Origin of the sequence: Allorhodopirellula heiligendammensis (assembly GCF_007860105.1) — a bacterium.
Classification (GTDB): Bacteria; Planctomycetota; Planctomycetia; order Pirellulales; family Pirellulaceae; genus Rhodopirellula; species Rhodopirellula heiligendammensis.
This window is the reverse complement of the sequence record NZ_SJPU01000001.1, coordinates 1,473,010-1,499,563: the sequence shown is the minus strand read 5'-3', so window position 1 is coordinate 1,499,563 and position 26,554 is coordinate 1,473,010. Positions and strand designations below refer to the sequence as shown.

Annotated in this window: 20 protein-coding genes; 6 read left to right on the top strand and 14 right to left on the bottom strand. The window is 56.2% G+C overall.

The window, feature by feature from the left end; translation table 11 throughout:
• Positions 1-167: 167 nt before the first annotated feature.
• Positions 168-626 (top strand): eL24 family ribosomal protein, encoded by a 459-nt coding sequence (locus tag Poly21_RS05680; protein ID WP_146405951.1) that lies wholly within the window; start codon positions 168-170, stop codon positions 624-626.
• 188 nt (positions 627-814) lie between these two features.
• Here the strand turns inward: Poly21_RS05680 and Poly21_RS05675 are convergent, their stop codons facing one another.
• The 4 genes from Poly21_RS05675 to Poly21_RS05660 form a co-directional block, all read right to left on the bottom strand.
• Entirely contained in the window at positions 815-1,792 is a 978-nt protein-coding gene (locus tag Poly21_RS05675) for a dihydrodipicolinate synthase family protein (protein ID WP_146405950.1), read from the bottom strand.
• 120 nt (positions 1,793-1,912) lie between these two features.
• Complete coding sequence (gene sucD, locus Poly21_RS05670; RefSeq protein WP_146405949.1) at positions 1,913-2,788, bottom strand: succinate--CoA ligase subunit alpha; 876 nt, start codon at positions 2,786-2,788, stop codon at positions 1,913-1,915.
• Between the two features lie 147 nt (positions 2,789-2,935).
• The gene (gene sucC, locus Poly21_RS05665) at positions 2,936-4,120 is read right to left on the bottom strand and encodes an ADP-forming succinate--CoA ligase subunit beta (RefSeq protein ID WP_146405948.1); all 1,185 of its coding nucleotides are present in this window, start codon (positions 4,118-4,120) and stop codon (positions 2,936-2,938) included.
• Positions 4,121-4,463: 343 nt separating this feature from the next.
• Positions 4,464-6,728 carry an Orn/Lys/Arg family decarboxylase gene (locus Poly21_RS05660; RefSeq protein WP_146405947.1) on the bottom strand — a complete coding sequence of 755 codons (2,265 nt, stop codon included), beginning with the start codon at positions 6,726-6,728 and terminating at the stop codon, positions 4,464-4,466.
• A gap of 307 nt (positions 6,729-7,035) precedes the next feature.
• On the opposite strand from Poly21_RS05660, the gene Poly21_RS05655 reads away from it, so the two are divergent.
• Positions 7,036-7,851, top strand: a complete 816-nt coding sequence (locus Poly21_RS05655; protein ID WP_302117692.1) for a hypothetical protein — start codon at positions 7,036-7,038, stop codon at positions 7,849-7,851.
• Here the strand turns inward: Poly21_RS05655 and Poly21_RS05650 are convergent.
• Positions 7,765-8,583, bottom strand: coding sequence for a hypothetical protein (locus tag Poly21_RS05650; RefSeq protein ID WP_146405945.1), 819 nt, complete (start codon positions 8,581-8,583; stop codon positions 7,765-7,767). The two genes, Poly21_RS05655 and Poly21_RS05650, sit on opposite strands and share 87 nt — an antisense overlap.
• Before the next feature lie 328 nt (positions 8,584-8,911).
• Here Poly21_RS05650 and hisC point away from each other — a divergent pair, with 328 nt between their 5' ends.
• The 4 genes from hisC (at position 8,912) to Poly21_RS05630 (ending at position 11,970) form a co-directional block, all read left to right on the top strand.
• A complete protein-coding gene (gene hisC, locus Poly21_RS05645; protein WP_146405944.1) occupies positions 8,912-9,973 on the top strand; it encodes a histidinol-phosphate transaminase in 1,062 nt (353 codons plus the stop codon).
• Between the two features lie 122 nt (positions 9,974-10,095).
• Positions 10,096-10,683: an imidazoleglycerol-phosphate dehydratase HisB gene (gene hisB / locus Poly21_RS05640; RefSeq protein ID WP_146405943.1), complete on the top strand. Its 588-nt coding sequence runs from the start codon at positions 10,096-10,098 to the stop codon at positions 10,681-10,683.
• A gap of 108 nt (positions 10,684-10,791) precedes the next feature.
• Positions 10,792-11,562 carry an SGNH/GDSL hydrolase family protein gene (locus Poly21_RS05635; protein WP_146405942.1) on the top strand — a complete coding sequence of 257 codons (771 nt, stop codon included), beginning with the start codon at positions 10,792-10,794 and terminating at the stop codon, positions 11,560-11,562.
• Positions 11,563-11,970 (top strand): hypothetical protein, encoded by a 408-nt coding sequence (locus tag Poly21_RS05630; protein WP_146405941.1) that lies wholly within the window; start codon positions 11,563-11,565, stop codon positions 11,968-11,970.
• A gap of 198 nt (positions 11,971-12,168) precedes the next feature.
• Here Poly21_RS05630 and Poly21_RS05625 read toward each other — a convergent pair whose 3' ends face one another.
• The 9 genes from Poly21_RS05625 to Poly21_RS05585 form a co-directional block, all read right to left on the bottom strand.
• A complete protein-coding gene (locus Poly21_RS05625; RefSeq protein ID WP_146405940.1) occupies positions 12,169-13,164 on the bottom strand; it encodes an alpha/beta hydrolase in 996 nt (331 codons plus the stop codon).
• Between the two features lie 147 nt (positions 13,165-13,311).
• Entirely contained in the window at positions 13,312-14,358 is a 1,047-nt protein-coding gene (locus Poly21_RS05620) for a DUF1559 domain-containing protein (protein WP_302117687.1), read from the bottom strand.
• Between the two features lie 272 nt (positions 14,359-14,630).
• Positions 14,631-16,202 (bottom strand): sulfatase family protein, encoded by a 1,572-nt coding sequence (locus Poly21_RS05615; protein WP_146405939.1) that lies wholly within the window; start codon positions 16,200-16,202, stop codon positions 14,631-14,633.
• Positions 16,199-17,707: an arylsulfatase gene (locus Poly21_RS05610; RefSeq protein WP_146406893.1), complete on the bottom strand. Its 1,509-nt coding sequence runs from the start codon at positions 17,705-17,707 to the stop codon at positions 16,199-16,201. The genes Poly21_RS05615 and Poly21_RS05610 overlap by 4 nt, the downstream gene beginning before the upstream one ends.
• Before the next feature lie 268 nt (positions 17,708-17,975).
• A complete protein-coding gene (locus Poly21_RS05605; protein WP_146405938.1) occupies positions 17,976-19,679 on the bottom strand; it encodes a sulfatase family protein in 1,704 nt (567 codons plus the stop codon).
• 158 nt (positions 19,680-19,837) lie between these two features.
• Positions 19,838-21,247: a DUF1501 domain-containing protein gene (locus tag Poly21_RS05600; protein ID WP_302117685.1), complete on the bottom strand. Its 1,410-nt coding sequence runs from the start codon at positions 21,245-21,247 to the stop codon at positions 19,838-19,840.
• 163 nt (positions 21,248-21,410) lie between these two features.
• Complete coding sequence (locus Poly21_RS05595; protein WP_302117683.1) at positions 21,411-24,308, bottom strand: PSD1 and planctomycete cytochrome C domain-containing protein; 2,898 nt, start codon at positions 24,306-24,308, stop codon at positions 21,411-21,413.
• On the bottom strand, positions 24,262-25,932 hold the full coding sequence (locus Poly21_RS05590) for a LamG-like jellyroll fold domain-containing protein (RefSeq protein ID WP_146405936.1): 1,671 nt from the start codon (positions 25,930-25,932) through the stop codon (positions 24,262-24,264). The genes Poly21_RS05595 and Poly21_RS05590 overlap by 47 nt, the downstream gene beginning before the upstream one ends.
• Entirely contained in the window at positions 25,929-26,471 is a 543-nt protein-coding gene (locus Poly21_RS05585; RefSeq protein WP_146405935.1) for a sigma-70 family RNA polymerase sigma factor, read from the bottom strand. The genes Poly21_RS05590 and Poly21_RS05585 overlap by 4 nt, the downstream gene beginning before the upstream one ends.
• Positions 26,472-26,554 lie beyond the last annotated feature (83 nt).

Genomic DNA, 26,554 nt, shown 5'->3' with positions numbered 1-26,554 from the left:
GTCTTCGACCGCACGCTAACAGAACGGCGGGTACGGCGACCAGACAGATTTCTGAATTTGACTTCCACCATTGCGGTACCGTAAGCTAACGTGCAATTACACAGCCTGTAGCGGTTACGCAACCCCGCGTAATTAACAGTTTTAGGGCCCATTTTGAGAGTGAACCAATGAAAAATCGCTTGTTGTCCGGTGTCGCCGTGCTTTTGGTAGCTTCCGCATCCGTGTTTGCGGCGGAGACCGCCAAGGTCGATCTCGAAGGCGTGAAGTGTGCGGTCGCTGACAAGGACGCCACCGCGGATAAGTCCGCTGATTACAAGGAAGGCAAGGTGTTTTTCTGCTGCAATGGCTGCGCCGGCAAATTTGCCAAAACACCTGAAAAGTTCGCTACCCAGGCCAACCGTCAACTCGTGCAAACCCACCAGTACGAGCAGAAGGGTTGCCCCATCAGCGGCGGCAAGATCAACCCTGAAACCATGATCAAGGTCGACGGCACGAAAGTCGCTTTCTGCTGCAAGAATTGCAAGGCAAAAGTAGAGGGTGCCGAGAAAAAAGAAGCCTCCGAACTCGTTTTCGGTGAAAAAGCCTTTGCCAAAGGCTTTAAGAAAGCAGAGAAGAAAGAAGGCTGAGCCGGATCGGCTAGTCTCTTTCGAAACTCAAGGCGGCCACTTTGGAAACCAAGGGGCGTCAAACGCTCTGACCGTCTGTTGATTTACTAACTCGACGCGCCAGCGAGGCAATCCATCTCACGCCTCCCTGGCGCTGCGGGTTAGTATCAGTCCATCCCAACAGCGAAAGCACCACACTCAACAGGCTGCTAAGCGTCCGCCAGCATGGCGTCGATGTCGGCAGCGATCTGCTGCAGCACGATGCGGTCAGAATCCGGACGGCCAGGGCTCTCGGGATGCGTCTGATCCGTCTCCAGTTTGCCTCGCATCCGCAAAAACATGGCGGCCGAATGTTTGTAGGCGGGAACCGGAGCGCGGAATGCAAACATGCCTAGATACTGCAGTTGGTCGTTGAGCTGGAAGAATCTCGCGTCTCCGTCAGCCCACCATTGGTCACGCTGGGCAAAGGCCGCCGGGTGGAATGTACTCAAGCCCAGCAGATAGTCGCTGCCATACATCACCATGTCGATGGCCAAGTCGTTTCCGGTCAGCACCAGGAAATCCGGGCGAACGCGATTTCGCAGCTCAATCCGCTGCCATTCTTGCACACGATTGAGCGACGAATGCTTCGCCCCGGCGCAGTTGGAAATCCCCAACAACCGCTCATACAGTTCGAGCGAGTAAATTTTGCCGAAGGGGGCAAACATATTGCCCAGTTCAAACGCGTAGAACGAATCGCATTCCTGAGCGAGCGTCTGGTAGGCGGCCAGAATCTGATCGTCATCTCCAGACGTCAGCCCGTAGGACTGAAATAGGATCGGCGTGCCGCCGCTGGCTTGGACTTCGGCGATGCCGCTACGATACGCATCGGGCTGGAACGCAGCACCCGCGTTATCGGATACAAACACGCCTCCGAGAAACGAGCGTCCAGCGGCAACCGCTGTGGCCCGATTCAAAGCTTCCTGGCGCACGTCCGCTGTGATGAGGTTGGCGTAACCCGTATCCATATTGATCGCGGGTGTCAGACCAGCGTCCAGGGTCGCCGCGGTGTGCTGCTCGAAACTCCCCCAATCAATTTCCCCATCGGCGAGGAAAGGCAATAGAATCGCGGACATGCCCGTGATTTTCCGCTGCGGCATGATCATCGTGAGCGGATTGATCGATGAGGTTGATGCAGACTGATTCATGCGTCCTAGTCCAATGCGTCGGTGGTCGGCCCTCCCCGGAAAACTCGCTAGGCTCGTATCTCGACCCTCCCAGTTTCGCCGGGAGGGTGAAGCGCTGGGAAACCTGTGCAGCGGGCTGTACTACTTGTTTTTGATCGCTTGCAGAACGGCATCGCCCATTTCCGCGGGACTGGGGGCGACAACGATGCCCGCATCCTCGAGAGCTGCAACCTTTTCTTCTGCGGTTCCCTTACCACCGCTGATGATTGCACCGGCGTGGCCCATGCGTTTGCCGGGAGGTGCAGTACGGCCAGCGATGAATGCGGCAACCGGTTTGGTCACGTGGGCTTTGACGTATGCGGCGGCTTCTTCTTCGGCGCTGCCGCCGATTTCACCGATCATCAGAATCGCTTCGGTTTGATCGTCTTCCTGGTACAACTTGAATAGGTCGATATAGTTTGTCCCGACAATGGGGTCGCCCCCAAGACCGACACAGGTACTCTGGCCGAGTTTCAGGTTGCTGGTCTGCCACACCGCTTCGTAGGTCAGGGTGCCCGAGCGGCTCATGACGCCGATCTTCCCAGGGGTGTGAATGTAACCTGGCATGATGCCGATCTTGCACTCACCGGGCGTGATCAACCCAGGACAGTTCGGGCCAATCAGAATTGAATTGCTCGCTTTGACCTTTTCATAGACGCGTACCATGTCGATCACTGGCACGCCTTCGGTGATCGCAGCAATGATCCGGATGCCCGCATCGACGGCCTCGAGGATCGCGTCGGCGGTGAATGGGGGCGGTACGAAGATCATCGTCGCGTCGGCGCCGGTTTGCTGAACGGCTTCTTCGACCGTATCGAAGACAGGCATGCCTTCGACCTCTTGGCCGCCCTTGCCTGGCGTCACGCCGCCAACAAGCTGGGTGCCGTAATCGCGGCAGCCCATCGCATGAAACTTGCCCGCATTGCCCGTGATGCCTTGGCAAATGACTTTGGTGTTTTTGTCGACCAGAATACTCATGAGGATAGCTTTTGGCGTTTGACTGTTGGCGGCTCGCGAACAGCCGAGGTGAGATGAAATGTGTGAGAAAGAAGCAACTGCAACCGGTACCGGAGGGCTGTTAGCTAGCAGCCAGAAGCTATTCGCTAGCAGCCAGTCGCGACGCGACTAAGCCGTGGCGGCGACGATCTTCTTGGCAGCGTCGGTGAGATCGACCGCTGTGATCACGTCGACATCGCTGTCTTCGAGCATCTTGCGGCCCTCTTCGACTTCGGTGCCTTCCAGACGCACGACCAATGGCACGTTGAAACCGACTTCCTTGCTCGCTTCGATCAATGCCGAGGCAATCGTCGTGCAGCGTGCGATGCCGCCGAAAATATTGACCAGCACACCCTTGCAGTTCTTGTCCGAGAGCAGAATCCGGAAGGCTTCGGTGACTTGAGCCGCGTTGGCACCGCCGCCCACGTCGAGGAAGTTCGCTGGTTCGCCACCGTGATACTTGATGATGTCCATCGTCGACATCGCCAGTCCGGCACCGTTGACGAGGCAAGCGATATTGCCGTCGAGCTTGACGTAGCTCAGGCCCGCCTTGCCAGCCCGAATTTCGCTCTCCTCTTCTTCGCTGAGGTCACGCAACTCCTCGAGGTCCTTGTGGCGGAACATTGCATTTTCATCGAACGTGATCTTCGCGTCCAAAGCGATCATTTGTCCGTCTCCGGTGATCACGAGCGGGTTGACTTCGGCAAGTGCACAATCGTAATCGATGAAGAACCGGCACATCGCCGTCATGAATTTGAACGCACTCTTGGCTGCGGCGCCTTCGATGCCGAGCTTTTTGCAGATCTTGCGAACTTGGAACGCTTCCAATCCGATGGCTGGATCGAAACCTTCCTTGTGGATCAGTTCAGGAGTTTCCTCAGCAACCTTCTCGATTTCGACACCGCCCTCGGTGCTGACCATCAAGACTGGCTTGCAGGAAACGCGGTCGACGACGATGCCGAGGTAGAGTTCGCGAGCAATATCGCAGCCAGCTTCGACGAACACCTTGCCGACGGTTTGGCCTTCGGGGCCTGTCTGAATCGTCACGAGTTTATTGCCCAGCAGGCCCGCCGCGGCCGCTTTCGCCTCGTCTGCCGACTTGGCTAACACCACACCTTTTTGGTCTGGATTGTCGATCACGTTCCCCTTGCCGCGACCGCCCGCGTGGATCTGGGCCTTGACCACCGCGATCTTGCCGCCGAGTTTCGTGTACGCGGCTGCCGCTTCCTCCGGCGTGGTCACCATGTGCCCTTCGAGCACGGGGACGCCAGCGGCGCGGAAGAGTTCTTTGCCTTGATACTCGTGAATTTTCATCAGGACGAATCCAGCAGATCGGGTCAGAGGGTGAAATAGTTTTTTAGCGTGATCGTAAAACGAGCCGTCGGCGAAAATATACGCCTTGGTCGAGAAGCTGACCACGGGGGACTAAAGGCACCGGATGCGCCCCATTTCCGCATGGGACGACAGGTGATAGCCACGGGCGTGAGCCCGTGGATTTGGACCGAAGCCGAATCCCAAAGCCCCAGCGGGGCGACAGATACCCGCCAGATACCCTCGCTGTCGTCCCGCTGGGACTCCAAATTGATCTACCGATGCATCCGGGGACTGGCGTCCCCGGCAGAGGGCTTCCGTCCCATTCGGGACTATGGTGCCGCACTCAAGACATCCGCAGGCAGTCGACGTAATACCGCCGCACGCCGTCGACCGTTTCTTCAACGAGGCCGTGGATATCGGTGTGGAAACCGGGGAACTTGGCGTTGAATTTCCGTGCAAACTGCAAGTACTCGATGATCGTCCGATTGAAACTCTCGCCCGGAATCAGCAGCGGGATGCCGGGCGGATAGGGCGTTAACAACACCGCAGTGACTCGTCCGAGTAAATCGTCGATTTCCACCCGATCAATTTCGCGGTGCGTCATCATGTCATACGCGTCAGACGGCTTCATCGCTGGCTGCATGTCCGACAGGTACATTTCGGTCGTGACCCGGGCGATGTCGTTTTCTTTGTAGGTCATGTGGATCGCTTGGCAGAGATCCCGCAACCCCATGGCCTCATACTGCGGGAAGAGCTGCGCGAACTCTGGCAGGATCTTCCACATCGGCAGGTTTTTGTCGTAGTCATCCTTGAACTGCTGCAGGGCACTGACGAGCGTGTTCCATCGCCCCTTGGTGATACCGATCGTGAACATGATGAAGAACGAATACAGTCCCGCTTTTTCGACGATCACACCATGCTCAGCGAGATACCGCGTCACAATCGACGCGGGGATTCCGCTGTCGGCAAACTGGCCGTTGAGATTCAACCCCGGCGTGACGACGGTGCCCTTGATCGGATCGAGCATATTGAAACCAGGAGCGAGGTGGCCGAAGCCGTGCCACTCGTCGTCGGCTTTCAAGATCCAGTCGGCTTGTGTACCGATGTCTTCGTCGGGAATCTCGTCGGGTCCCCATACCTGGAACCACCAGTCATCACCCCATTCGGCGTCGACTTTCCGCATCGCGCGGCGGAAATTCATGGCCTCGAGGATCGACTCTTCCACCAGGGCTGTGCCGCCGGGTGGTTCCATCATCGCCGCAGCAACATCACACGACGCAATGATCGCGTACTGCGGCGACGTCGACGAGTGCATCAAATAGGCTTCGTTAAAAATATGCCGATCCAGTTTGCGGCTTCGCGGTTCTTTGACGAGAATCTGAGACGCTTGCGAGATCCCCGCCAACAGCTTGTGAGTTGAGTGCGTGGCGAACACCATCGACTCCTTGCATGTCGCCCGACCATGACCGATCGCGTGCATGTTGGAATAAAAATCGTGGAAGGTTGCGTGGGGCAGCCACGCCTCGTCGAAGTGCAACGTATCGATTTGGCCATCGAGCAACTCTTTGAGCATCTCAACGTTGTAGACGATGCCGTCGTAGGTCGACTGGGTAATCGTCAGAATCCGCGGCTTGCGATCGGGATGGGCCGCTTGGGCGGCGCGGGCGAACGGATTCGCCTCGATCTTTCGTTGAATATTATCAGGATGAAACTCTTCTAAGGGAATCGGACCGATCAGTCCCAAGTGATTGCGTTTGGGCATCAGGAACACAGGCACGGCGCCGGTCATAATAATCGAGTGCAGAATCGATTTGTGGCAATTGCGATCGACGACCACGATGTCCCCCGACGCCACCGTCGAATGCCACACCATCTTATTGCTCGTCGAGGTCCCGTTGGTGACAAAGAAACAATGATCAGCGTCGAAAATGCGTGCTGCGTTGCGTTCAGAGGCCGCCACCGGCCCGGTGTGGTCGAGCAATTGACCGAGTTCCTCCACAGCATTACAGACGTCGGCCCGTAGCATGTTCTCACCAAAAAACTGGTGAAACATTTGGCCAACGGGACTCTTCAAAAACGCCACTCCGCCCGAGTGGCCGGGACAATGCCAGGAATAGGATCCGTCGCTAGCATATTCCAACAGTGCCCGGAAGAATGGCGGTGCCAAGCCATCGGTGTAGGCCCGGGCCTCATGCAGAATGTGCCGGGCAACAAACTGCGGCGTGTCCTCGAACATGTGAATGAACCCATGCAACTCACGCAAGATATCGTTAGGGATGTGCGCGGAGGTGCGGGTCTCACCATACAAAAAGATCGGGATGTCGTTATTCTTGAATCGAATCTCCTGGATGAACTCGCGCAATTTCTGGATCGCGGGCCCCTCGTCTTCGGCCTCCGACAAGACTTCTTCGTCGTCGATCGAGAGAATAAACGCCGACGCCCGTGATTGCTGCTGGGCGAACTGGGACAGGTCCCCGTAACTGGTCGCTCCGATCACTTCGACGCCCTCGGCCTCGATCGCCTCGGCGAGCGCACGAATACCGAGCCCGGAGGTGTTTTCCGAACGATAGTCTTCGTCAATAATCAGAATTGGGAAACGAAATTTCATACCGGGCCTTTGCGACGCAAACGGCTGAGCAGATCAGCAGCAGTTCGGGGGATAGAAGCAAACCGGAAGTCTACGCGTCGAGACCTCTTCGTCAAAGGCGCGAGCCGCGACGATTTTCGCTACAATCGTCCTGGTCGCTGGTTGGTTCAGCCCCCCGCTAGCGAGTTCACGGCGCGCTTCAGTTTTTTATTTGGACCGTGCCGAAGCCGTCACCTGCGATCAGCACGATGGCCAGTACGATCGGAGGCGGAACGATTCCCTGGCATTCATTGTTTCACCGTTTCTCACTTTACCTGTCTCCATCCACATGACCTGCTCGATGGCGAACACGGAATCGGCTCCCGACGCGATCGCCAAGCGTGATGCATTGGTGAAACGCGACGTACTGGTGAAATCGTTGAAAGAGCTTTCGCTGACCTACGAGCAGCATCAAATGCTGCATGGCCCCGGCATCAATCTACTGGCTTCGCGGATCAACACGAAACGCCATTATCTCACCATCCTGCTGGCAGGACTGAGCATCTTCTTTGCGATCCTAGCGGGTGGTAGCCTGTATTGGTCTGGGCCGTACGTTACTTGGTTCGTGTGGTGCGGCATGTGCGCATTGTGGTGCTACCGAACCAGAACGAAGAATCGTTCGCTCCGTAACGCCTACCGCGATTACGTTGCTGCCGACATTAGCGTCCAAGCCGTCCAACCGACTCTCGCGGACGAGCTTCGGTTTGGATTCAACCTCGACTACGATGAGTACCAGGCAATCCATGCCGGTGACGCTGATTCGGCCGCCAGGAACATCTTGCAGCGATGCCGGTCGAACACGCACACCGCACGCAAAGGCGCTATGGGCATGTCGGCACTGGGACTGCTGTGGATCGCCGCGACAATCTATTCGGACACCTCGATATTCTGGGGTATCGGAATGTGGCTATTGCTGACTTGCGTTGCCGCATTGGCAGCTTCTGCCGTGGCACTGGTCAACCGGGCAACTGCGGCGCGCTGTGCCAAATTGATTCGCAAGTACGAACAATCAGAATCCTCAGTCGTCTTGAAACACGATCGCCTGCAGACGGTCGATCGCAGCTTGGGTTTGGACTCGCGACCGCAGGGGCGGGATGCGTTGTAAGAATTTGTCGTTGACGCCCTTGGACTTTAAAAATCGCCGCAGCCGCTTGGGATCGTCATCGCGATACCGCTCAGCGGCCTGATATAAGCGCACCCCATAAGTCGCGTCGACGAGTCTCTCAATGACACTTGTCCACCACGCCATCCAATCGGGCTCGCCGCCTGTCCCCGATTGCCCGGACTCGCTGGACTGGTTTTGGGGCGACTCGGAATCGGTATCCGCGCGAGCCTGCTCGGCCTTCCACTGCCGGGTCAGTGACGGGGGAAGACAGGGGTCGAGCGTGGTGGCTTCAAATTGCAACGCCCCGAGCAAACTGTCTTCTGGACAGCGTTGAACGAACGCATCCAGTAACGCTCCCCGCCAACTGCCACGCTCGATCGGTAATCCGGTCGTGATCTCCATCGCCACAAGATCGGCCAGTTCGATGTAGACCGCTTCCACGGTGGCTTCAAAGATAGCGGAATGAGGCGGAGCGGAGCGTGCCGTTAACAGCGCTGTCGTCACCCGTTCGAGCAGCCAAATCCGCTGCTCGGGCTCCCACATCGAAAACCAATGCGGTGCTAAGAAACCATATCCGCCTGCAGATTCGTCAGCGACCGTACCTCCACTCAAATCGGCGAGTTCGGCGTTGTACGCGGTAGTCAACTGATCGAGCATCATGCCAGCCGAACCGCGAAATAACGCTGCTTCGGCTCCTGTGAGGCATCGCATGCCGTTGGTCAGTGGCCACATGGTTGATTACCGCAGAAGGGAAGGATCCGTTTCAACTCGCGCCCAGTCTATTCCGGATTTTTCCGATTGCACTGGTTTTACGCAATCGCAATTGCGATTTTTTAGCCCCGTCCAGCCGCAACGCGCCGGCGGCGGGCAAACGAGGGCTATTCTTCAACTCCCTGCTAGCTTGAGAGCCGCGGGCCCCGATTTCACCCGGCCTATCGCTCTCAAGCAGTGATCCGCCTAAAATTGGGTTCATCCTTCCCATCAGATCCTCCGCTTAGCCTGCAGCTAATAGCTTCCTGCTAGTAGCTAACAGCAATTGGCTCTACCCCACTGCACTGACTTGCAATTCCGCCCTGCCCTGACCCAGATGAAGCCGTACGCACCGGGGGAGCAACCGCCGCCGGGCAAATTCATCAAGCTCAATACCAACGAAAATCCATTTCCGCCACCGCCTGCAGTGGTCCGGGCGATCACCGAGGCGGCCAACGGGCCGCTGAATCGCTATCCCGATCCCTTGGCGACCAGCTTCCGTCGCGCTGCCGCTGAGGCTCTCGGATTGCCTGGCCCAGAATGGGTGCTCGCAGGAAATGGCAGCGATGAGATCCTCACACTGCTCGTCCGCGGCTTTGTCGGGGAATCACAGTCATTGCGTTTGCCCACACCGAGTTACATCCTCTACCGCACTCTCGCTGACATTCAAGGTGCAAAGTGGGAACAGGTTGCATTCACCGAGGATTGGCAACTGCCGGCCGAATTCCGCCAACCGCGGGAAGATCTGCGTCTCGTCCTGCTGCCCAACCCCAATAGCCCCAGCGGGACAGTGGTGCCGCCCAGCGAAATCGAGTCGATCGCCGATTCATTGACCTGTCCCTTGGTCGTCGACGAAGCCTACGCTGATTTCGCCGAAGAAAACTGCTTGGATCTGGTTCAACGCCACGAGCGGATTCTCGTCACCCGGACGCTGAGCAAGTCGTATGCCTTGGCGGGGGTGCGTTTTGGATTTCTGGTCGCTCAGCCGCATGTCATCGCTGAACTGACTAAAATTAAAGACAGCTACAACTGCGATGCGATCTCGATCGCCGCGGCGACCGCTGCGATGCAAAGTCAAACTTGGTTGGCCGATGTCGTCACCTCCGTGAATTGCACCCGCGCCCGCCTGGAAACCGAACTCGCTGGCCTCGGCTTTGACGTGGTACCGTCGCATGCCAATTTCGTCTGGTGCACCCACCCCAGCGGCGAACACCGAGCTATTTACGAGTTTCTCAAAGCCAATCAAATCCTGGTGCGGTATATGGACTTTGGTGATTGGGGCGATGGGCTCCGCATCAGTGTCGGCACCGATGATCAAATCGATGCGTGCTTGCTGATGATTCAACGAGCACTTGCGAAGTTAACGACATAGCCCCGGGCCTGCGTCGCCATAGCTGGGGACCATTGTCCCGAGCGATACCGTTGTGGACAGGCAACGGTATCATCCTACGAAGCATGCCCTCTCCCTTTCTCCCACACGCTACTTAGATCAGCATGTCACGAACCGCGTCCATTGATCGCCGCACCGGCGAAACTCAGATCCAACTCTCGGTCAATCTCGACGGCAGCGGTGATGGGACTCGAAACAGCGGGATCGGTTTTCTCGACCACATGCTGGATCTATTTGCCAAGCACTCGCTGATCGACTTGAACGTCAACGCCACGGGTGATTTGCACGTCGACGATCACCACACCTGCGAAGACATCGGCATCGCGTTGGGCAGCGCGATCGACGAAGCGTTGGGTAACCGCGCCGGCGTGTTTCGCTACGGTCACTTCACATTGCCGATGGACGAGTGTCTCGTGACAGCTGCCGTCGACATGGGCGGTCGTTACGCGTTCGAGTACCACGCCCCGATCGCAGCTCACAAGATCGGAACATTCGACAGCGAGCTTGTAGAACACTTCTGGCAATCGTTTGCCGCCAATGCGAAATGCAATTTGCACGTGGTGCTACATCACGGCCGCAATGCACACCACATTTCTGAATGCGTCTTCAAGGCGACCGCCCGCGCCATCCGAATGGCCGTGGAAAAAGATCCTCGCAATCCAGCCATCCCCAGTACCAAGGGTGTGCTGTAGAGCCGGGGGCAAATCCAGTCTTGCCACGCGGGCGACGACATTGTTTATCCGTATTCAAAATTGATTGACTGCGTTTCATCTCCATCGATACACTCGCGAGGCTGGCTCATGAGGCGAACTTTCTTGGCCCCCACCCTGACCGCTGGTGTGCTATTGGCGTGCCTTGCAACGGTTTCGGTCGCGACGTCCCCCGACGTGAACTCCACGACGGCGCAGGCGGCAACGGTAGAACTCGCCGCACCCTTTGAGCGACTTCAGCACGAACTGGAGAAACAATGGCCGCACAACCGCATGGTGCGGATCGTCTTTCACGGCCACAGTGTCCCCGCTGGTTATTTCAAAACGCCGATCGTCCGTGCTTTTGATGCCTACCCGAGTCTGTTTCATCGTCAACTCTGCGAGCAGTATCCAACAGCTGTCATCGATGTCAGTGTGACGGCGATCGGCGGCGAGAACGCAGTCAGCGGAGCGGCGAGGTTCGAACGAGACGTGTTGTCGCTGCGTCCCGATTTAGTATTCATCGACTACTGCCTCAATGATCGCCGCGTCGGTTTGGAAAATGCCGCCGAGGCGTGGCGGTCGATGATTCGCAATGCCTTGGATGCAAATGTGCGTGTTGTATTGTTAACACCGACCCCCGATCTCCATGAGGACATCCTCGATAGCACCACCCCACTCGGCCTGCACGCCCAGCAAGTCCGCGATTTGGCAGAGGAATTTGGTGTATCAATCAGCGACTCTTATGCCGCGTTTGCCAACCGTGCCAGTGCCGGTGAAGATCTGCAAAAATTCATGGCTCAAGGCAACCATCCCAATCGTGCTGGCCATGAGATCGTCGCGTCTGAACTGAGCAAGTTGATGAGAGCACAGGCGAACTAGATGAATCCTGATTCCACCCGCCCTTTCAATCCGCCCCATGTAGCCCACGGAGTTGCTCCGCAACCCTTCTTGCTCTCACTACGGTTTTGGATACCCACGGTCATTTGCCTGTTTGCGCTGCTCGCCATTCCAATCGCGTTTATGTATGGTGCCGTGGTCGGCAACTCGCAAGTCTACCGCAACTCGTCGACCCAACAACAGATTCGAATCGAATCCTTTCTCTCACAGTTTCCAGATGCTTTTGGTGACCTCACCGTCGAACACGCGTCCGACGGATGGGCCTATCCCATCGGCTCGGTTCCTCAGCAATCGGACTACGACCGATTGGCTGACGCGTTACACCGAATGTTTGGTGATGAACTGGGTGACCGCATGCTTGGATCTGTAGAGATCAACGCCGCTCCCTAAACTCGCTCTCAGAAATTGCGTTAGGCAGTGGCTTCTGCAATCAAGGTGCTTGCTCATTCTCTCGATCACACCCGGGTCACCGCCATGCCTCTAAAATCCAACATGCTGGATTTACCCACAACCAACCCGGATGGACCCAAGTTTCTGTCTCGCGGTGGCAGCCGCGGCACCTTTGCTGTTGTTATCATCAAACACCTATCACCTCGCAATGGCATCGTTTGCCGCGATGTCTCCGGGCTCTTCGATACCGGCTGCAGCGCAGAGGCCTCCTACCAACGACGCGCGAAACATTTCGCCGTGGTCAAGCTCTGGAAATTCACGGTAAGTAACTTGCAGTTTGCCGACGCCTTCCAAATCAGCCACGAGTTGCTTAGCAGCATCAGGCGGAACGGATCGACGCAATTCTAGCATCGCCGATACACGTGGATTGTTGATGCCCCGCGTCGCTCTTGATCCGCCGCCTTGTTCACGCCCCCCAACATGGATAGCCGCGTTGACCGCGTGCCCTGCATTGTGCAGTGCAAATCTTTGGGCTTCGATTGCCGGAACGCCTTTGCCCCACCACATCGAAGGACTTCCCGCAACATAATTTTGGAACGCTCCGGTACGAGTGAACAAAGTATGCAGTACGAATACGCCACCCAGTGAGTGTCCCCAAAGCGTCTGGTCCTCGCTGTCGAGTTGCACTCGCTTATGGACCTGCGGTCGAATTGTCCGCTCGATCAACTCGAGCAACGCATCGGCTCCGCCTGTGAGATTTTGGATGGGACCGTCGATTTCGGTGGGCATGCGCGTGGGAGTGTAGTCACGATACCGAGCTGCCGAGTCAATCCGAAACTCGCTTTCATGCGAAAGAAACACGAGCGCCAGCGGAACCGTTTGGGCTCCTAGTTTTTCCAGCAACGCGGAGTCCAGATCCATCAGGGCCGCATTTCCATCGAGCATCCAGAACGACGGAAACCCCGTCTGTGGCACGGCCGCTCTGGGTATCGCTAAGTGAACACGCCAGTGTCTCTCGCCATCGGGACTGCTCACGCGAAACTGCTCAAATCGATAATGTTTTGACGGTCGATCAGCAATCGTCTCCCCGACCTCTTGGCGGGGCGGCTGAGCGATGCTATATCGACCTGGGCAAGACAGAATGAATACGATAGCGGCGATACCGGGGAAGAACTTCAGCATCGAGGCACTCACAGAACAACTCCTGGCGACACTTGGATGATGGGGTCGGGAAATGATGGGCGGAGGAAAGTGACGGCTGCTACCAGCAGATCCGGGGCGGTTGCGATGGCTCGTGCCCCGCCCTGCCCTGCCCTACTCTTCGGTGGAGCTCGCAGACCGTTAAGGTTGCTCGATAACTTCTCTACCTGCACGGCTGAGAAGCGCATGCCAGGTGTCTTTGTTGATACTGTCGGTTGTGAAATGCACGCTGCCGTCGGCGTAGAGCAACTGCACTCCGCCAGTGTGATAACTGCGCGATGCCCCCGCTTTGCCCGATCGAGACTGAAAGTCGGGAATCTTGCTGTTGGGCGTCAGTGGTAGCGCCAGGACGAGCCCGTTGGGCGAACTTCCACGCAACCAAATCGTTGACTTGCCTCCATTCCAACCAGTAACGGTTCCGCTTCCAGTATTCAACCAATCCAACGCGTTGCTCGCCGAACCGCTGGCTCGCCAGACACGCAAGTCAACCTCAAGTGGATCCAAAGTCGTCGGTCCGCTCGACTCAGCACCCGCGCCAACGGTTGTCTCTGCAAAGGCAACCGTGTTGCTCAATCCATCGAGGATATCACGCCAACGCAATCGTGATTCGACCCAGCACAACCCATTGGCGGCTTGGCCGGCGTGTGTCACACCGTCTAAACCGTTGCCGTGTATCATCGCGTAGCTGGCCCCTGACGTGTTGACCGTGTTGCCATCAGCCATTGTGAACGGGGTGACCGGATTGCCCGGCATGCTCGGACACTGGAACGTGGGCACAACGTACTCCGCGACCGGCCACAGCTCTTCCGGCAAACTACCGCTGCCCGGGTGCCCCATTTGGATCGACCAGTCAATCAGGTCCTGGAGATTCGCCTGCTCCAAGAATGGCAGCAGTCTGGCTTGCGGCGAATGGTCGTTGGGATATCCGATGCCGGGCAGGCCGGCGCTGGGAATCTCCTCGTTGTAGGCGCTCGAGTAGTTGTGCAGCGCCAATCCAATCTGCTTGAGATTGTTCGAGCATTGCATCCTGCGAGCAGCCTCCCTGGCCGATTGAACCGCTGGCAGTAACAAACCCACGAGCACACCGATGATCGCGATGACCACCAATAACTCGACCAAGGTGAACGCAGTTCGACGAGAAAGACGTGAACGGAGTGACAAACAGACTTCGAGACGCTGTGAATTCACAGGAAACTCCAGTACCAAGCGAGGGGCGCAAACGCGGCAGCAGACAACACTGCAGCAATAATCATTGCGAGTGTCGCTGGCGGTGCCGCGTCTCTGGAGACGTCGACTGGCTGGCTAGAACTCTGTTTAACGAACTAGTTGATAACCGTTCGCAACACTGAAAATAATAAGTTCGCTTGCGCTCCTGTCAATGCTGTTTTCGAAAAGAAGCAATTCAAGGCTGCGTAATCCACTGCATCGCCGGCGGTAGCCCCCCGGCCACGCCCCCTGCGTCATTTCCTCTGGCTCGGCTTTTTCGTATACGAAATCACCGGGCGTTTCATCGTACTCGTTGGCTCGCGGAACACCCAAGGTTGCCACGCATCCCTGACCGCCTGCCATTCTTCGAGTGTGCGGGTGGGGTACCAGCCGGGAACGCCAACCGTTTTGAAATCGAATTCGTTCGCGTGGTCTTGCACCCATTGGCCGACGGTGGGCAGGGGGCAGGTCTCGGGGAAGACGCCGACACCTCGAAATTCATCCGAAACCCCCTGGTCTTTGATTACGAGTGTGCGCCACTTTTCTAACTCCGTGAGCAACTCTGCTTTGACGTTTGCGTATGCTGGGTCGTCCGCAACATTGTGGATTTCGTGTGGATCACTACGAAGGTCGAACAATTCAACTTTAGGCTTGCTCGGTGCCATGAATGCAGCTTGCTCCGGCGTCAGTTTGCCTTGCAGATTCAGAACATTTAACTCGGCGAGCGGTGGATAGGCGCTCTCTTTGTAAAAGCTGAATTGACAGTAGGCGCGTTCTGGCATCAGATTCAAAATCAACTTGTGGTCCCGGGACCGAATGCTACGCATAGCGTCGTGGGTATCGTCCATCTTGTCGCGAGCAGCGAACACGTATTTCCGATTCTTCACTGCGTCGCTGCGCAAATTCTTCCCATGCAGCGCAACTGCCGGTTTCACGCCGGCGGCATCGAGCACGGTGGCGCAAATATCGATCGACATTACCAAGTCATCGCTGACCTGGCCCGGTTCGACCGTACCTGGCCAACGCATAATCATCGGAATTCGAGTTCCCTCGTCATACAGGAACTGTTTGCCCCGAATGTGACAGCGACCATGATCACCGATGAAGAACACGATCGTATTGTCGGATAACCCTTCGTCATCGAGTCGTGTCAAAAGTTCGCCTACCTCCCGGTCGACTAACTGCATCTGTTCGAGACCGTTGGCCCAATCTCGACGAATGAAGGGCGTGTCGGGGTAATACGGCGGCAATTCTACGTCTTCGATAGCGATTGGTCGCACGGGGTCTCGTTTCCATGCCCGATGGGTACCGCCGAAAGTGATCCTCGCAAAGAACGGTTGATCCGGTTGTCGTTCGCTCCAGTCCGACCCCATAAACAGTTCTTCCTTCGTGTCGGGCAAAAAGTTGCAGTCCGTCTTTCGGCTCATCAGGCAAGTGAAGTAGCCAGCATCAGCGAGCAAATGGGGAATCGGCCTGATGCCGTGAGGCAACGGTTTCTTGTCATCAGTACGGTGCTGCTGAGCACCGATATAGTTCTGGTGAAAGCCCGTCATCATCGCCGAACGCGATGTCGAACAGACCGGCGAGGTTGTGAATGCACGCTCATAGCGAATCCCCTCAGCGGCGAGCTGGTCAACGTTCGGTGTTTCGATCCCTTTGGTTCCGTAGCACGACAGGTCCGGCGACCAATCTTCAATGGTAATCCAAAGCACGTTCGGCCGCTCTGCGGAGGCGGAACTGCACGCGACCCCAATCAGCAAAAACACGGCCAGCGCCGCAAATCCAAACGAATTACTGAATACAATGAATCTCTTCTGCAGTGTCATCTTAAATCCGGTCGCTGTGAGTTAATCTGCTGTCGCAAAGTTTGTTTCAATTGTTTGACTTTTTCAGGGTATCGCTCTGACAGATCGACACGCTCTTCATTGTCATCAAGAATATTGTAAAGTTGAAAGTCGTCACGATCCCGGTCTGCCTCGACAAGTTTGAAACCTTCGAGAGAAATCAAAGCACGACTACCCATCGCATTAAAATGATTATTGATGATGACATAATCATGCATTTGAGTTTGAGGATTGCCGAGCAGAGTCGGAAGATAGGAGATACCGTCTTTCCCCGCTGGAGTTTCTTCACCCAGGAGATCGGCCAGCGTCGCCAAGAAGTCGTAGTGACAGCTCAACAGTGAGGTCTCCGTACCACTGGCGATCTTGCCGGGCCAACGGACGATCAGCGGACATTGCATCCCGCCCTGATAGCCACTGCGTTTGAGTCCCGCTCGCCCACCGGCTCCATCGAAAATATCGCCGTGCTCCCGGGTACGCCATTTTTTGTCTGTCAAGTTCGCTGGCTCGCCGCTAGGAAGTTGCTGTTTTTTGTACGCAGGCTTCGGCCCATAGTAGAGCTCGTGGCCGTTGTCCGAGGAAAAGAGAACGACCGTATCGTCATCGAGTCCCAATGACTTTAACTCTGCCATGATCAATCCGACATGATCGTCGAGCATTTTGACCATCGACGCATACTTTTTTTCTGCCAACGTCATCGACGGATGATCTGCGAAGTCGGGATGTAGCTCCGGGATTGCCACCGGCCCATGCGGCAATTGAGTCGGATGATAGAGAAAGAAGGGCTTATCTTGATGCGACCGTAAATATTTCAGAATGCCTTCGATGAATACATTTTGCGAATACGTTTCGCCGCCGTACCCGACCGGCTCGTCGCCCGCCTCGCTGGTCTTTCCGCAGTCCGCCATCCTGTTGCCTGGTAACTCAAAGCGTTCGCCATTACGCCACAGGTAGGGCGGATAGAAACCATGGCAGCGTTGGTGGTCGTAGTAACCTTCGTAGAAGTCCCACCCAAACCGCTTGACTCGTTCGTGCCAGGTAAGGAAACCGCGATCGAGTTTTCCAAACTGAGCAGTTTCATACCCGGCATGCTGGGCGATCTGAGCCAAAAAGACTTCATCATCACCGATCGGATGCGAATTCCGTTTGAGCTCAGCCAACCGCGTTTGATATTGGGCTTCGGTGATCTTGCCGGCGTCGCGTAGAATGGGCAGTCCGGGGCGACTATTGGCCCAACCGCCGACGCGGCCATCGTGCATTCCCGTCAGCAACGTCCAGCGTGCTGGAGCACAATAAACACCACCGTAGTAGTTTGTAAACTTCATCCCCTCAGCGGCCAACTGGTCGATATGGGGCGTCGTCACGACCTGCTGGCCGTAACATCCTAGCATCCCAGGACCGAGGTCATCAGCGAAAATGAGAATGACGTTCGGTGGGCGATCTGCGCCACAGGTATGCGTTGACGCCGCGCAGATCGACAACACCGACATGGTGAAGACGAGTGCTACTAATTGCTTTTTCATCAAGTTTTCCGACTGCTGATCTTGGCTTGCTCAGTCACGATGACTCCGGTCAGGGACCTTGAGTCTACACGATGAAAGATGTGTTGAAACTGCAAAATGAATGATACACAGTCAGCCGCTCCTGGTTGCGTCAACCGCTCCGAATCGTGTCCTGCATCCACGATGTTTTTTATGGCTCATCCGACGGAAGCGTCCGCTGGATGAACCTGGAATTGTCGCTTACACCCAGTTCGTGTTATTTCCCGACCCAAGTCTGCACATTGGCTTTGCCTGCCTTCAGTTCCGCTTGTCGGCGTTTGAGATACTCATGTGAAACTTCGATCGCTTTGGCACGGTCAGCTTCGTCGTAATCCCAAAATTCTTGCACGATCGCTTCGCAGTCAGGGAAGTGGCTGCCGTCGTCGCCCACCCGCGTGCGGAGCTCGGCGAGCCGATTTTTCAGCTCGCTGACCAACTCTCGATTCTCCTGTTCGTCGATGACGTTGCGGGTCTCCATGGGATCATTCACCAGATCATAGAGTTCCCAACCCGCCGGGGTTTGATAGCCGCCGTCATAGTTGCAACCGTAGTAATAGATCAGCTTGTGAGTTTTCGTCCGGATACCGAGATGTCCGGGGTTGTCGTGGTGGGCCATGTGCATCCAATAACGATAATAGGCCTCCTGCTTCCACCCATCAGGCTCTTCGCCGTCTTCGAGCAGTGAGCGGAATGAGCGTCCCTGGACGTTGGTCGGAATCTCGGCGCCAGCAAAATCGAGCATCGTCGGGCCATAGTCCACATTCTCAATAATGGTATCGAACTGCTGGCCAGCGGCGATCTGCTTGGGATAGCGAACTAAAAAAGGCATTCGCTGCGACTGCTCATACATCCAACGCTTGTCTTGATAGTCGTGTTCACCAAGCATGAAGCCCTGATCGCCCGTATAGATAATCAGCGTATTGTCCATCTGACCGCTGTCTTCGAGATACTTAAATAGCCGGCCAAGATTGTCATCAATTCCTTTCACGCAGCGAAGGTACTTTTTTAAATACGCGTTGTAGGCCAGACGAGTATTTTCCTCATCGCTGAAGTCCGCGGGGTCGAAGTCCGCTGGGAACTCCGCTGGATATAGCTCTGGCAGGTCGCCGAGGTACGATCGCCGAGGGTTGCGGCCGCCGATGGAAGTTCCAATGTGTGGAATCAGCTCGTCATTGGCACCGCGAGTCGCCAGGGAACCGAATTGAGGATCGCGTTTCCACAAAGTCTCCGGTTCTGGAATATTCACGTCCCGCAGATACGACTCGTACCGCTCGGCATTGTCGAAATAGTCATGGGGCGCTTTGTAGTGATGCATCAAGAAGAATGGCTTGCTCTGATCGCGGTCCTCCGAAAGCCATTCCAAGCTCAGATCTGTGATCGCATCGGTCACGTGTTTGTCCTTGAAATGAATCAAGTTCTTGCCCCAAGGCTTGTCTCCACGGACTCGAAAATCGGGGTTGTGATACTTGCCCTGACCGGGCAGCACACAGTAATAATCGAAATCAGCCGGCTCATCTTTCAGGTGCCATTTCCCAATCATCGCCGTCTCGTATCCCGCCTTCTTCATCTCAATCGCCAACATCTGATTGCCGGGAGATACCCGTCCACCTAGATCAAATGCACCGTTGGTATGGTCGTATTGGCCTGTCAGTACACAGGCGCGGGAGGGCGAGCAAATCGAATTCGTACAGAATGCATTGGTGAATAGTGCTCCTTCCTTGGCCAGCCGATCGATATTCGGCGTCGGCGCGATCTCCGCCAAACGACCCTGATATGCGGAAATAGCGTGCGCCGCGTGATCGTCCGACATGATGAAAAGTACGTTCGGTCGATCGGCTCCACGAGCGTGGGTCCCCAGGCTGCTCAAGGTCAATATTGCTACGAAGAGCAATTGATGTGCGAGGAAGGAGCGAAGGTTCATGAAGACACTTTGTTAAGGTTATATGGAGAGATTGAACAGTGACCTATCTGCCCTCATGGGGCGTGCGAATTCTGAGTCACAATATACTTCGCTTACCCGGCGGAATCGGCAGGGTTAGAAACTGAGGTGTCAGCGAGATATCCGAAGATGCGCCATGCTCACGCAATGAGCTCTTTGATCACCTCACCGCCAAACTGACTGAGTTGTTTGTATCGCCCCGCGTGCAGGTAGGTGAGTTTATTGTCATCGAGACCGAGTAAGTTTAACAGGGTTACATGCAGATCGCGAATCGGGTGCACACACTCGACGGCACTGGACCCCAGTTCGTCGGTGGCACCGACCACGCCTGGCTTCACACCGCCCCCCGCCAACAACATGGTCATGGCTTGGTTGTTGTGGCCACGACCGAGCGAGTACACTCCACCGCGTTTGTTGTTATCCGGTGTACGGCCAAACTCGCCCGTCCAGATCACAAGGGTATCTTCCAGCATGCCACGTTGTTTTAAGTCACGAATCAGCGCTGCGACAGGCTTGTCAACACTCTTGATCCGCGACGTGTGACCTCGCTCAAGATAATCGTGGCTATCCCATCCACCGCTGAAGATCTGCACGAACCGTACTCCGTTCTCAACGAGGCGACGGGCCATCAAGCACTGCCGTCCGAAGACTTCGGTCTCCGGTTCATCGAGCCCGTATAAACTCAGCGTTGCCTGCGACTCCTGCTGCAGATCAACAACGTTGGGAACTTCCGTCTGCATGCGGAACGCGAGTTCATAGTTCTCCATCCGTGCTTGCAAACGCTGGTCGTCACTTCCGAGCGAATTCAGATGAAGGTGATTGAGCCGGGCCAGTTCATCCAAAGCCCGACGTTGGTGCTCACGCGACTTAAACGACTGCGGTGTCAAATCCAGAATGGGCGAGCCCTCCGAGCGCAGACGAGTTCCCTGGTAGTAGGGTGGCAAAAAGCCGTTGCTCCAGTTACCAGGGCCGCCCTGCGGGAGCGCCAATTCGGTCATGACGACGTATCCGGGTAGATTCTGATTCTCCGTACCCAGCCCGTAATTCACCCATGAACCAACCGCCGGGTCGCCGCCCAAGCGACTGCCGGTGTTCATGTGGAAGAGTGCTTCGGGATGGTTCAGCGATTCCGCTTGACATCCTCGATAGTTACAAAGTTCGTCTGCGACGTAAGGATCGGCAAGATGCTTCCATTGGTCGCACATTTCGATGCCATTATTACCGACCTTCCGAAATCCGAACGGGCTACCGACAAAAAACTTAAAGCCCGTTTCCTGCCCTGCGGCAAGCTTCGACTCCGTTTTATGTAACCGCGTCAACTCGGGCTTGGGGTCAAACGTGTCCATATGCCCTGGCCCGCCCTCCATGAACAACATAATGACGTTCTTGGCTTTCGCCGGCAGCACCGGAGGCTTGGGTGCCAGTGGCGAGGACTTGGAATTCGATTGTGTTGAATTGTCCTCAGCCTGTAGCAGCGAACTCAAGGCAACCGACCCGAGTGAGGCTCCGAGTCCGTAGAGAAAGTTCCGTCTGGCAGCGTTGTCATTCACTCTCATAGGTACACTCATTATGGCGAAAGGCCGATGCAACAAAACATCGATGGGTAATTAACTGTTGGAAAAACATGCTGGACCGCGTCAAGCGGGCCACGAATCTTGCGAACACTTCTGGGCACTGCCCTCGTGGGTTCACCAACGACATCCGCCTCTCGGCTCAATCGATGTACATGAATTCGTTGCTGTTCAATAGCAACAGACACATATCCGCGATTGCTCGCTGACGTGGCGACACATCACTGGGCTTCGTGTCAGGTTGGTAGTTGGCAAAGCCAGGCAGAATTTCGGTGTACTCGAACGGTTCACCTGAGAACTCCTCGACCAGGGAACGAGTAATCTGTTCGGGATACTCAGGTCGTTCAGGAGTCACGCCCTCGTGGTAAGCCTGCATATCGTTGACGTACTCGGACATCCACTGCGACTCCTGCTTCGAGGCATGCCGCCCCAACACCAATCGAAACGCTCGATCGATCTGCTCTGGCAACGTGTCCGCATCCTGCTCGAGGCGCAACGCTAACGCGATGCTGCGATCAACAATCAAATCACTGTTGAGCAACGTGAAAACCTGGGGAGTTACTGCGGCCGACTCGCGTACTTCACAAGACTCATTCGGATTCGGTTGATTGAACAACTCTGTGAATGGATCCGCTTGGCCACGGACGTGGTAGGCGTAGACAGTTCTCCGATTGCGTTGCTCCGGCAGCGGTGAGGGCTGATAGGCCGGTGCGAGGGAGAACTGGATCATCCGCGGTTGCAATGCCACTTCCATATTGATCTCGGGCATCACGGGCAAACCCCCGTCGCAGTGCACCAGCTCGCCCGTCGAGGACAGGATGCCATCGCGGATTTCTTCAGCTGCTAATCGCCGTCGTGGAAAGTGCGAAAGCAGGCGATCGTCTGGGTCCACTTCGCTGACGCGACGATCCACTGGTGACGAGGCTCTTTGGTACACATCGGACAACATGATCATGCGATGCATTCGCTTCATCGTCCAACCACCCTCGACAAAGTCGCCTGCAAGATAGTCGAGCAATTCAGGATAAGAGGGCTTGGCCCCCTTGGCACCGAGGTTAGTCGAGTTGGCTGCCAACCCAGTCCCAAAGTGAAATTGCCAAATCCGATTAACAATCGAGCGTGTTGCCAAACCATTGTGCGGATTCGCAATCCACTGAGCCAATTCCAGCCGACGTCCATCGATATCGTTGGTAATCAGGTACGGGTCGTCCTTCGCGGTACTCACCGGCATCACGACCGCGCTCATCACCCCCGGCAACACCTTATCGCCCAGAGCCGTCAAGGCTCCGCCAATGAGAATAAAGTTCTCCAACTCGTTCTGTTTTTTAGGTTTGCGTGTAATTCGCAGGTGCCGAGCGCCGTTCCACGCCATGGTAGCGGAATCGGCATTGAACACACTCTGGGCCATCGGTTGGTAACGTTCGAGCCTGCGCCGCCAGATCCACTCATCCTGCTCGCGAACCTTCAATTGGCCTTGCTCAACGTGATCCAACCCGACCGCCCGGGGTGGCTTTTCTTCATCTGGCAGATCCTTCCGAGCGTTCTCGTCCTTGTAAGGAAGTTGATGCTCGTCGAACCAAGCCCTCGCGGCAGCTTCGCGTTTCTCGACAAGACGATTCTTTTCTGCGACCGCAAAATCGAGCATTTTTTTCACGTGCTCGCGTCCCTCGGCGAAACCGCTCTGGTTCTCCTCGGCAAGCATGGGAACGTTGCGTTCGGCCATGTGCGTTCCTGCGAACGCAGAATACATGCGGTAGTAGTCCCGCGTGGGAATCGGATCGAATTTGTGATCGTGACATTTACAGCACCGCATCGTCGTCGACAGAAAAGCTTGACCGGTGATATTGAGCACGTCATCTAAGTAAATCTGCCGAGCCTCCTCGGTTTCAATCATCGCGTTGTCCCACGGCCCCATCCGGAGAAAACCAGTAGCTACGATCCATTCCGCTTCCTCAGGCGTGTAGTCTCCCTCGATTTGCGTTTGTTCGATTTGTTTGCGGTCGTCGCCCTTCCGGGCAGCCACCGATCGATCGGCGAGTTCGTCCCCAGCCAACTGTTCGATCACAAACTCGTCATAGGGTTTATCCTCATTGAACGCCCGAATGACGTAGTCCCGATACCGCCACATATTGGAGCGTTCATAGTCGTTGGACATTCCGCCGGTATCAGCGTAACGCGTCACGTCAAACCAGTGACGCGCCCAATGCTCACCGTAGCGAGGGCTTTCGAGCAGTTCGTCAATCAGCGACTCCCAAGCCTGTTGCGCGTCTGCTTGGTACGCAATTTCGAATGCATCAATCTTTTCAGGAGTCGGTGGCAGCCCCGTCAAATCAAAGGTCGCCCGACGGATCAACGCCCTCGGACTGGCTGTGGCTGCCGCAGTTAAGCCGGCATGTTGGAGGCCTCGGTTCACAAAAAAGTCGATTGCGTCACGAGCCTCGACATCGCTGGGAAGCAACTCGGACTTCGGTTTGACGTTCGCGTACGCCCATAGATCAGCGGGCTGATAGCGGCGATTCGTCCATTCGCTCGACGTGCCTCCGCTGGTCGTCACGATCACGCCATCTTCGGTCGTCTCAAGCATGCTTTCTTCCTGGCGATACTTGGCTTGCTGCGCCTCGTCGGGCCATGGTGCACCTTGTTCAATCCAACGCCGGAAGATCGCAATCTGGTCTTCGTTGAGCCGATCATTCTCCTTGGGCGGCATCTCATAGTCTTCCCAGGAAATTGCCGAAACGAGCGTGCCCTCGTCGGGATGTCCAGGCACAACTGCCGGCTCCTCGGATTCACCGCCATGCAGCAGTGCCTCTCGCGTCAGCACACTGAAATCCCCCTTGATGTCCTCTTGGTCACCACCATGACAGCCAAGGCACTTGTCTTTGAGCAGGGGAAGCACCTTGAGCGTAAACAGCCGCTCCGTCACTTCGTCCGCCGCAGCATTCAAGCTGCAAACACTCAGAACAAGAGCAGCCGTGCCGACCCTCGAAATCAATTTAAAGTTCACCGGAATCTCCATCGCGATACCATTGCAAGATTTCATCAGCGGGCAGTGCACCCGAATACAACGCAAACTCATCCATGCTTCCATTTAGATTCCGCAGCACGAACTGCGGGTCTGTTTGATACTTCGGATCACTCCAGTTGCAGATCGACGCGGGACCGATGCGGATCGAGTCGACCAACATGTCCTCAGGGATCGATTCACTACTGATCGCTTCACCATTGACATAGTGGGTGACCCGGGCCTGATCGACGTCATAGGTAACCGCCAACATGACCCATCGTCCGCTCCAAGACGCGTCCCAAACCTGCGGCGAATAAAAGACTTGCTGAGCCATGGCTCCCGACTTGTGTTCGCCAGCAATCGAAGCGGGAACTTTGACCGAGAAAAAGATCCTGCCATCGTCCATCAACTGCCAATGCGGTTCACGGTCATCATGACCATCGGTCAAGAACAGTGAGTTGTACCAGCGATCGAGGCTATTGATTTTGACCCAGCACATGAGCGTCAGACCTCGATGCTCGCCGGGAACATTCACACGCACGCGGCTACCCACCCGGCTGAAATCCAGGGCCGCATCATGCCGTCCCCAACGGTCCAAGGTGCGAGACGCGACGACGGTTGTTCCATCCGAAGCGGGACGGCTCGCCCCACGAGCCAGATTCTCGACTTGACGTGAATTTGAGACCCCGGAAGTGAATTGAAAGTGAGCGACCGCCCGCGGGTCCATCGCCATCGCCGCGCGGGCCGCTGTCCAGTGCGCAAGCCTTTGCTTTTGCTGCTGCTGGCGAAGATCATCGAACTCACTCGGACCGATTGCTACCGATGTCGCTGTCGATGCGTTGGCAATCCCGCCGGTGCCCACCAGGCGGCGGGACACTCCAGCCTCGATTCGCAGCGAGTCGCTGCGGTGAGGATGCAGTTCAACCTCGCCATCGACGACGTGAACGTCCGCGCCACTGTCGTCGACGTCGACACTAAACTCCGTGCCCAGATCAACAACATCCCCAGAGGAAGTCTTGATTCGGAATCCCTGAGCCGGCTCCGGCACACGGGCCCGCGCACTTCCGCTCGCCATCGTCACTTGCATCGGCGAATCGATCGAGAATATCGAATCTCCCTCGAGCACCAACTGAACTCCACTAAAAAGCTCAATATGAACCCGCCCCGACTTCAAATGCAGTTCGCCGGTCGGCAGCAGGTCTCCAACGGCAATCGGAGCGCCTGCCCAGATGGCATCTTCGAGGCCGCCGAGTACGGCAAAGCCGCTCGCCGAAGGCTCCCGCGATGTCGCAATCGAGTCGCCCCGGACATCCCCGCCCGAGGGAACGATCGCTCGATTGACAGAGACGACCAAGAGCATCGTGGCGGCGATTGCCACCAGCGAGCCCGCCAGGATTTTGACCAATTTGCCCGGAGCTGAACTCGGCACGCGTTTCGACTCCATCGGCAGACGATTAAACGTCTCGACGACTTCCGCTGTTACGGATGAGCCCGACTCGGCCTCACGCTTGAGCAGGATGTCGAGCTGCAACCGACGGTAGTATTCCTGACGGACCTGGGGATCAACGCTCAACTCGGCTTCAATTCGTAGCAGGTTGGCCTCGTCAATACTGCCGTCGAGCAGCGAATCAATTAGCAGCAGACGCTCTTCCCGGTTCATACCAAGCCCTCCTCAGTACTGCGTCGCCGCTCGATGCATTGCGCCAGCGAGGTACGAAGTCGACAGAGTGTCACTTTTACCCCACCAACCGAACGTCCAATGCGACAAGCGAGCTCCGCCAAAGTCTCGTCGCTGTTGTAGCGAGATAGCAGCAACTCGCGACTTTCCGGCTTGAGCTCGTGAAGGCACTCCTGCAGAGCAGCATGGCGGTCAAGCAAATCATCATTCAGCTCGCCCACTTCGCTGGCAATTTGGTGCTCCAACTCGTCCGAAAACGTCAGCCGAGAATCGCGAGCCTGCTGCTTGCGGTAGTTCAAGACCTCATAGCGAGCGATGGCGGCGGCCCAAGCACGAAAGTTCGTCCCGCGTTCGAAGTCACCGCGTTTCTGCCAAAGCTTGGCATTGGTCTGCTGCACCACCTCGTCAACGGAACGCTCTCCAGGCATCAACGCACGCACTGCCAGCACGATTGCGCTCTGGTTGCCCGTGAGCATCGCCACGAACTCCGTCTCATCGTCAGATTGTTGATGCGGTTCCATACCCCTTATATTCCAATAAGAGGTGGAAGGTTAACACAAAAAATGAAGACGTTTCTTGGTTTTCCGCTAAAGATAGCGCGGTA

Excerpts from the sequence above, each read along its gene's own strand:
- Poly21_RS05680 (WP_146405951.1), top strand. The coding sequence starts at position 168 with ATGAAAAATCGCTTGTTGTCCGGTGTCGCCGTGCTTTTGGTAGCTTCC.
- Poly21_RS05675 (WP_146405950.1), bottom strand. The coding sequence starts at position 1,792 with ATGAATCAGTCTGCATCAACCTCATCGATCAATCCGCTCACGATGATC.
- sucD (WP_146405949.1), bottom strand. The coding sequence starts at position 2,788 with ATGAGTATTCTGGTCGACAAAAACACCAAAGTCATTTGCCAAGGCATC.
- sucC (WP_146405948.1), bottom strand. The coding sequence starts at position 4,120 with ATGAAAATTCACGAGTATCAAGGCAAAGAACTCTTCCGCGCCGCTGGC.
- Poly21_RS05660 (WP_146405947.1), bottom strand. The coding sequence starts at position 6,728 with ATGAAATTTCGTTTCCCAATTCTGATTATTGACGAAGACTATCGTTCG.
- Poly21_RS05655 (WP_302117692.1), top strand. The coding sequence starts at position 7,036 with ATGACCTGCTCGATGGCGAACACGGAATCGGCTCCCGACGCGATCGCC.
- Poly21_RS05650 (WP_146405945.1), bottom strand. The coding sequence starts at position 8,583 with ATGTGGCCACTGACCAACGGCATGCGATGCCTCACAGGAGCCGAAGCA.
- hisB (WP_146405943.1), top strand. The coding sequence starts at position 10,096 with ATGTCACGAACCGCGTCCATTGATCGCCGCACCGGCGAAACTCAGATC.
- Poly21_RS05635 (WP_146405942.1), top strand. The coding sequence starts at position 10,792 with ATGAGGCGAACTTTCTTGGCCCCCACCCTGACCGCTGGTGTGCTATTG.
- Poly21_RS05630 (WP_146405941.1), top strand. The coding sequence starts at position 11,563 with ATGAATCCTGATTCCACCCGCCCTTTCAATCCGCCCCATGTAGCCCAC.
- Poly21_RS05615 (WP_146405939.1), bottom strand. The coding sequence starts at position 16,202 with ATGACACTGCAGAAGAGATTCATTGTATTCAGTAATTCGTTTGGATTT.
- Poly21_RS05610 (WP_146406893.1), bottom strand. The coding sequence starts at position 17,707 with ATGTCGGTGTTGTCGATCTGCGCGGCGTCAACGCATACCTGTGGCGCA.
- Poly21_RS05605 (WP_146405938.1), bottom strand. The coding sequence starts at position 19,679 with ATGAACCTTCGCTCCTTCCTCGCACATCAATTGCTCTTCGTAGCAATA.
- Poly21_RS05595 (WP_302117683.1), bottom strand. The coding sequence starts at position 24,308 with ATGAAATCTTGCAATGGTATCGCGATGGAGATTCCGGTGAACTTTAAA.
- Poly21_RS05590 (WP_146405936.1), bottom strand. The coding sequence starts at position 25,932 with ATGAACCGGGAAGAGCGTCTGCTGCTAATTGATTCGCTGCTCGACGGC.
- Poly21_RS05585 (WP_146405935.1), bottom strand. The coding sequence starts at position 26,471 with ATGGAACCGCATCAACAATCTGACGATGAGACGGAGTTCGTGGCGATG.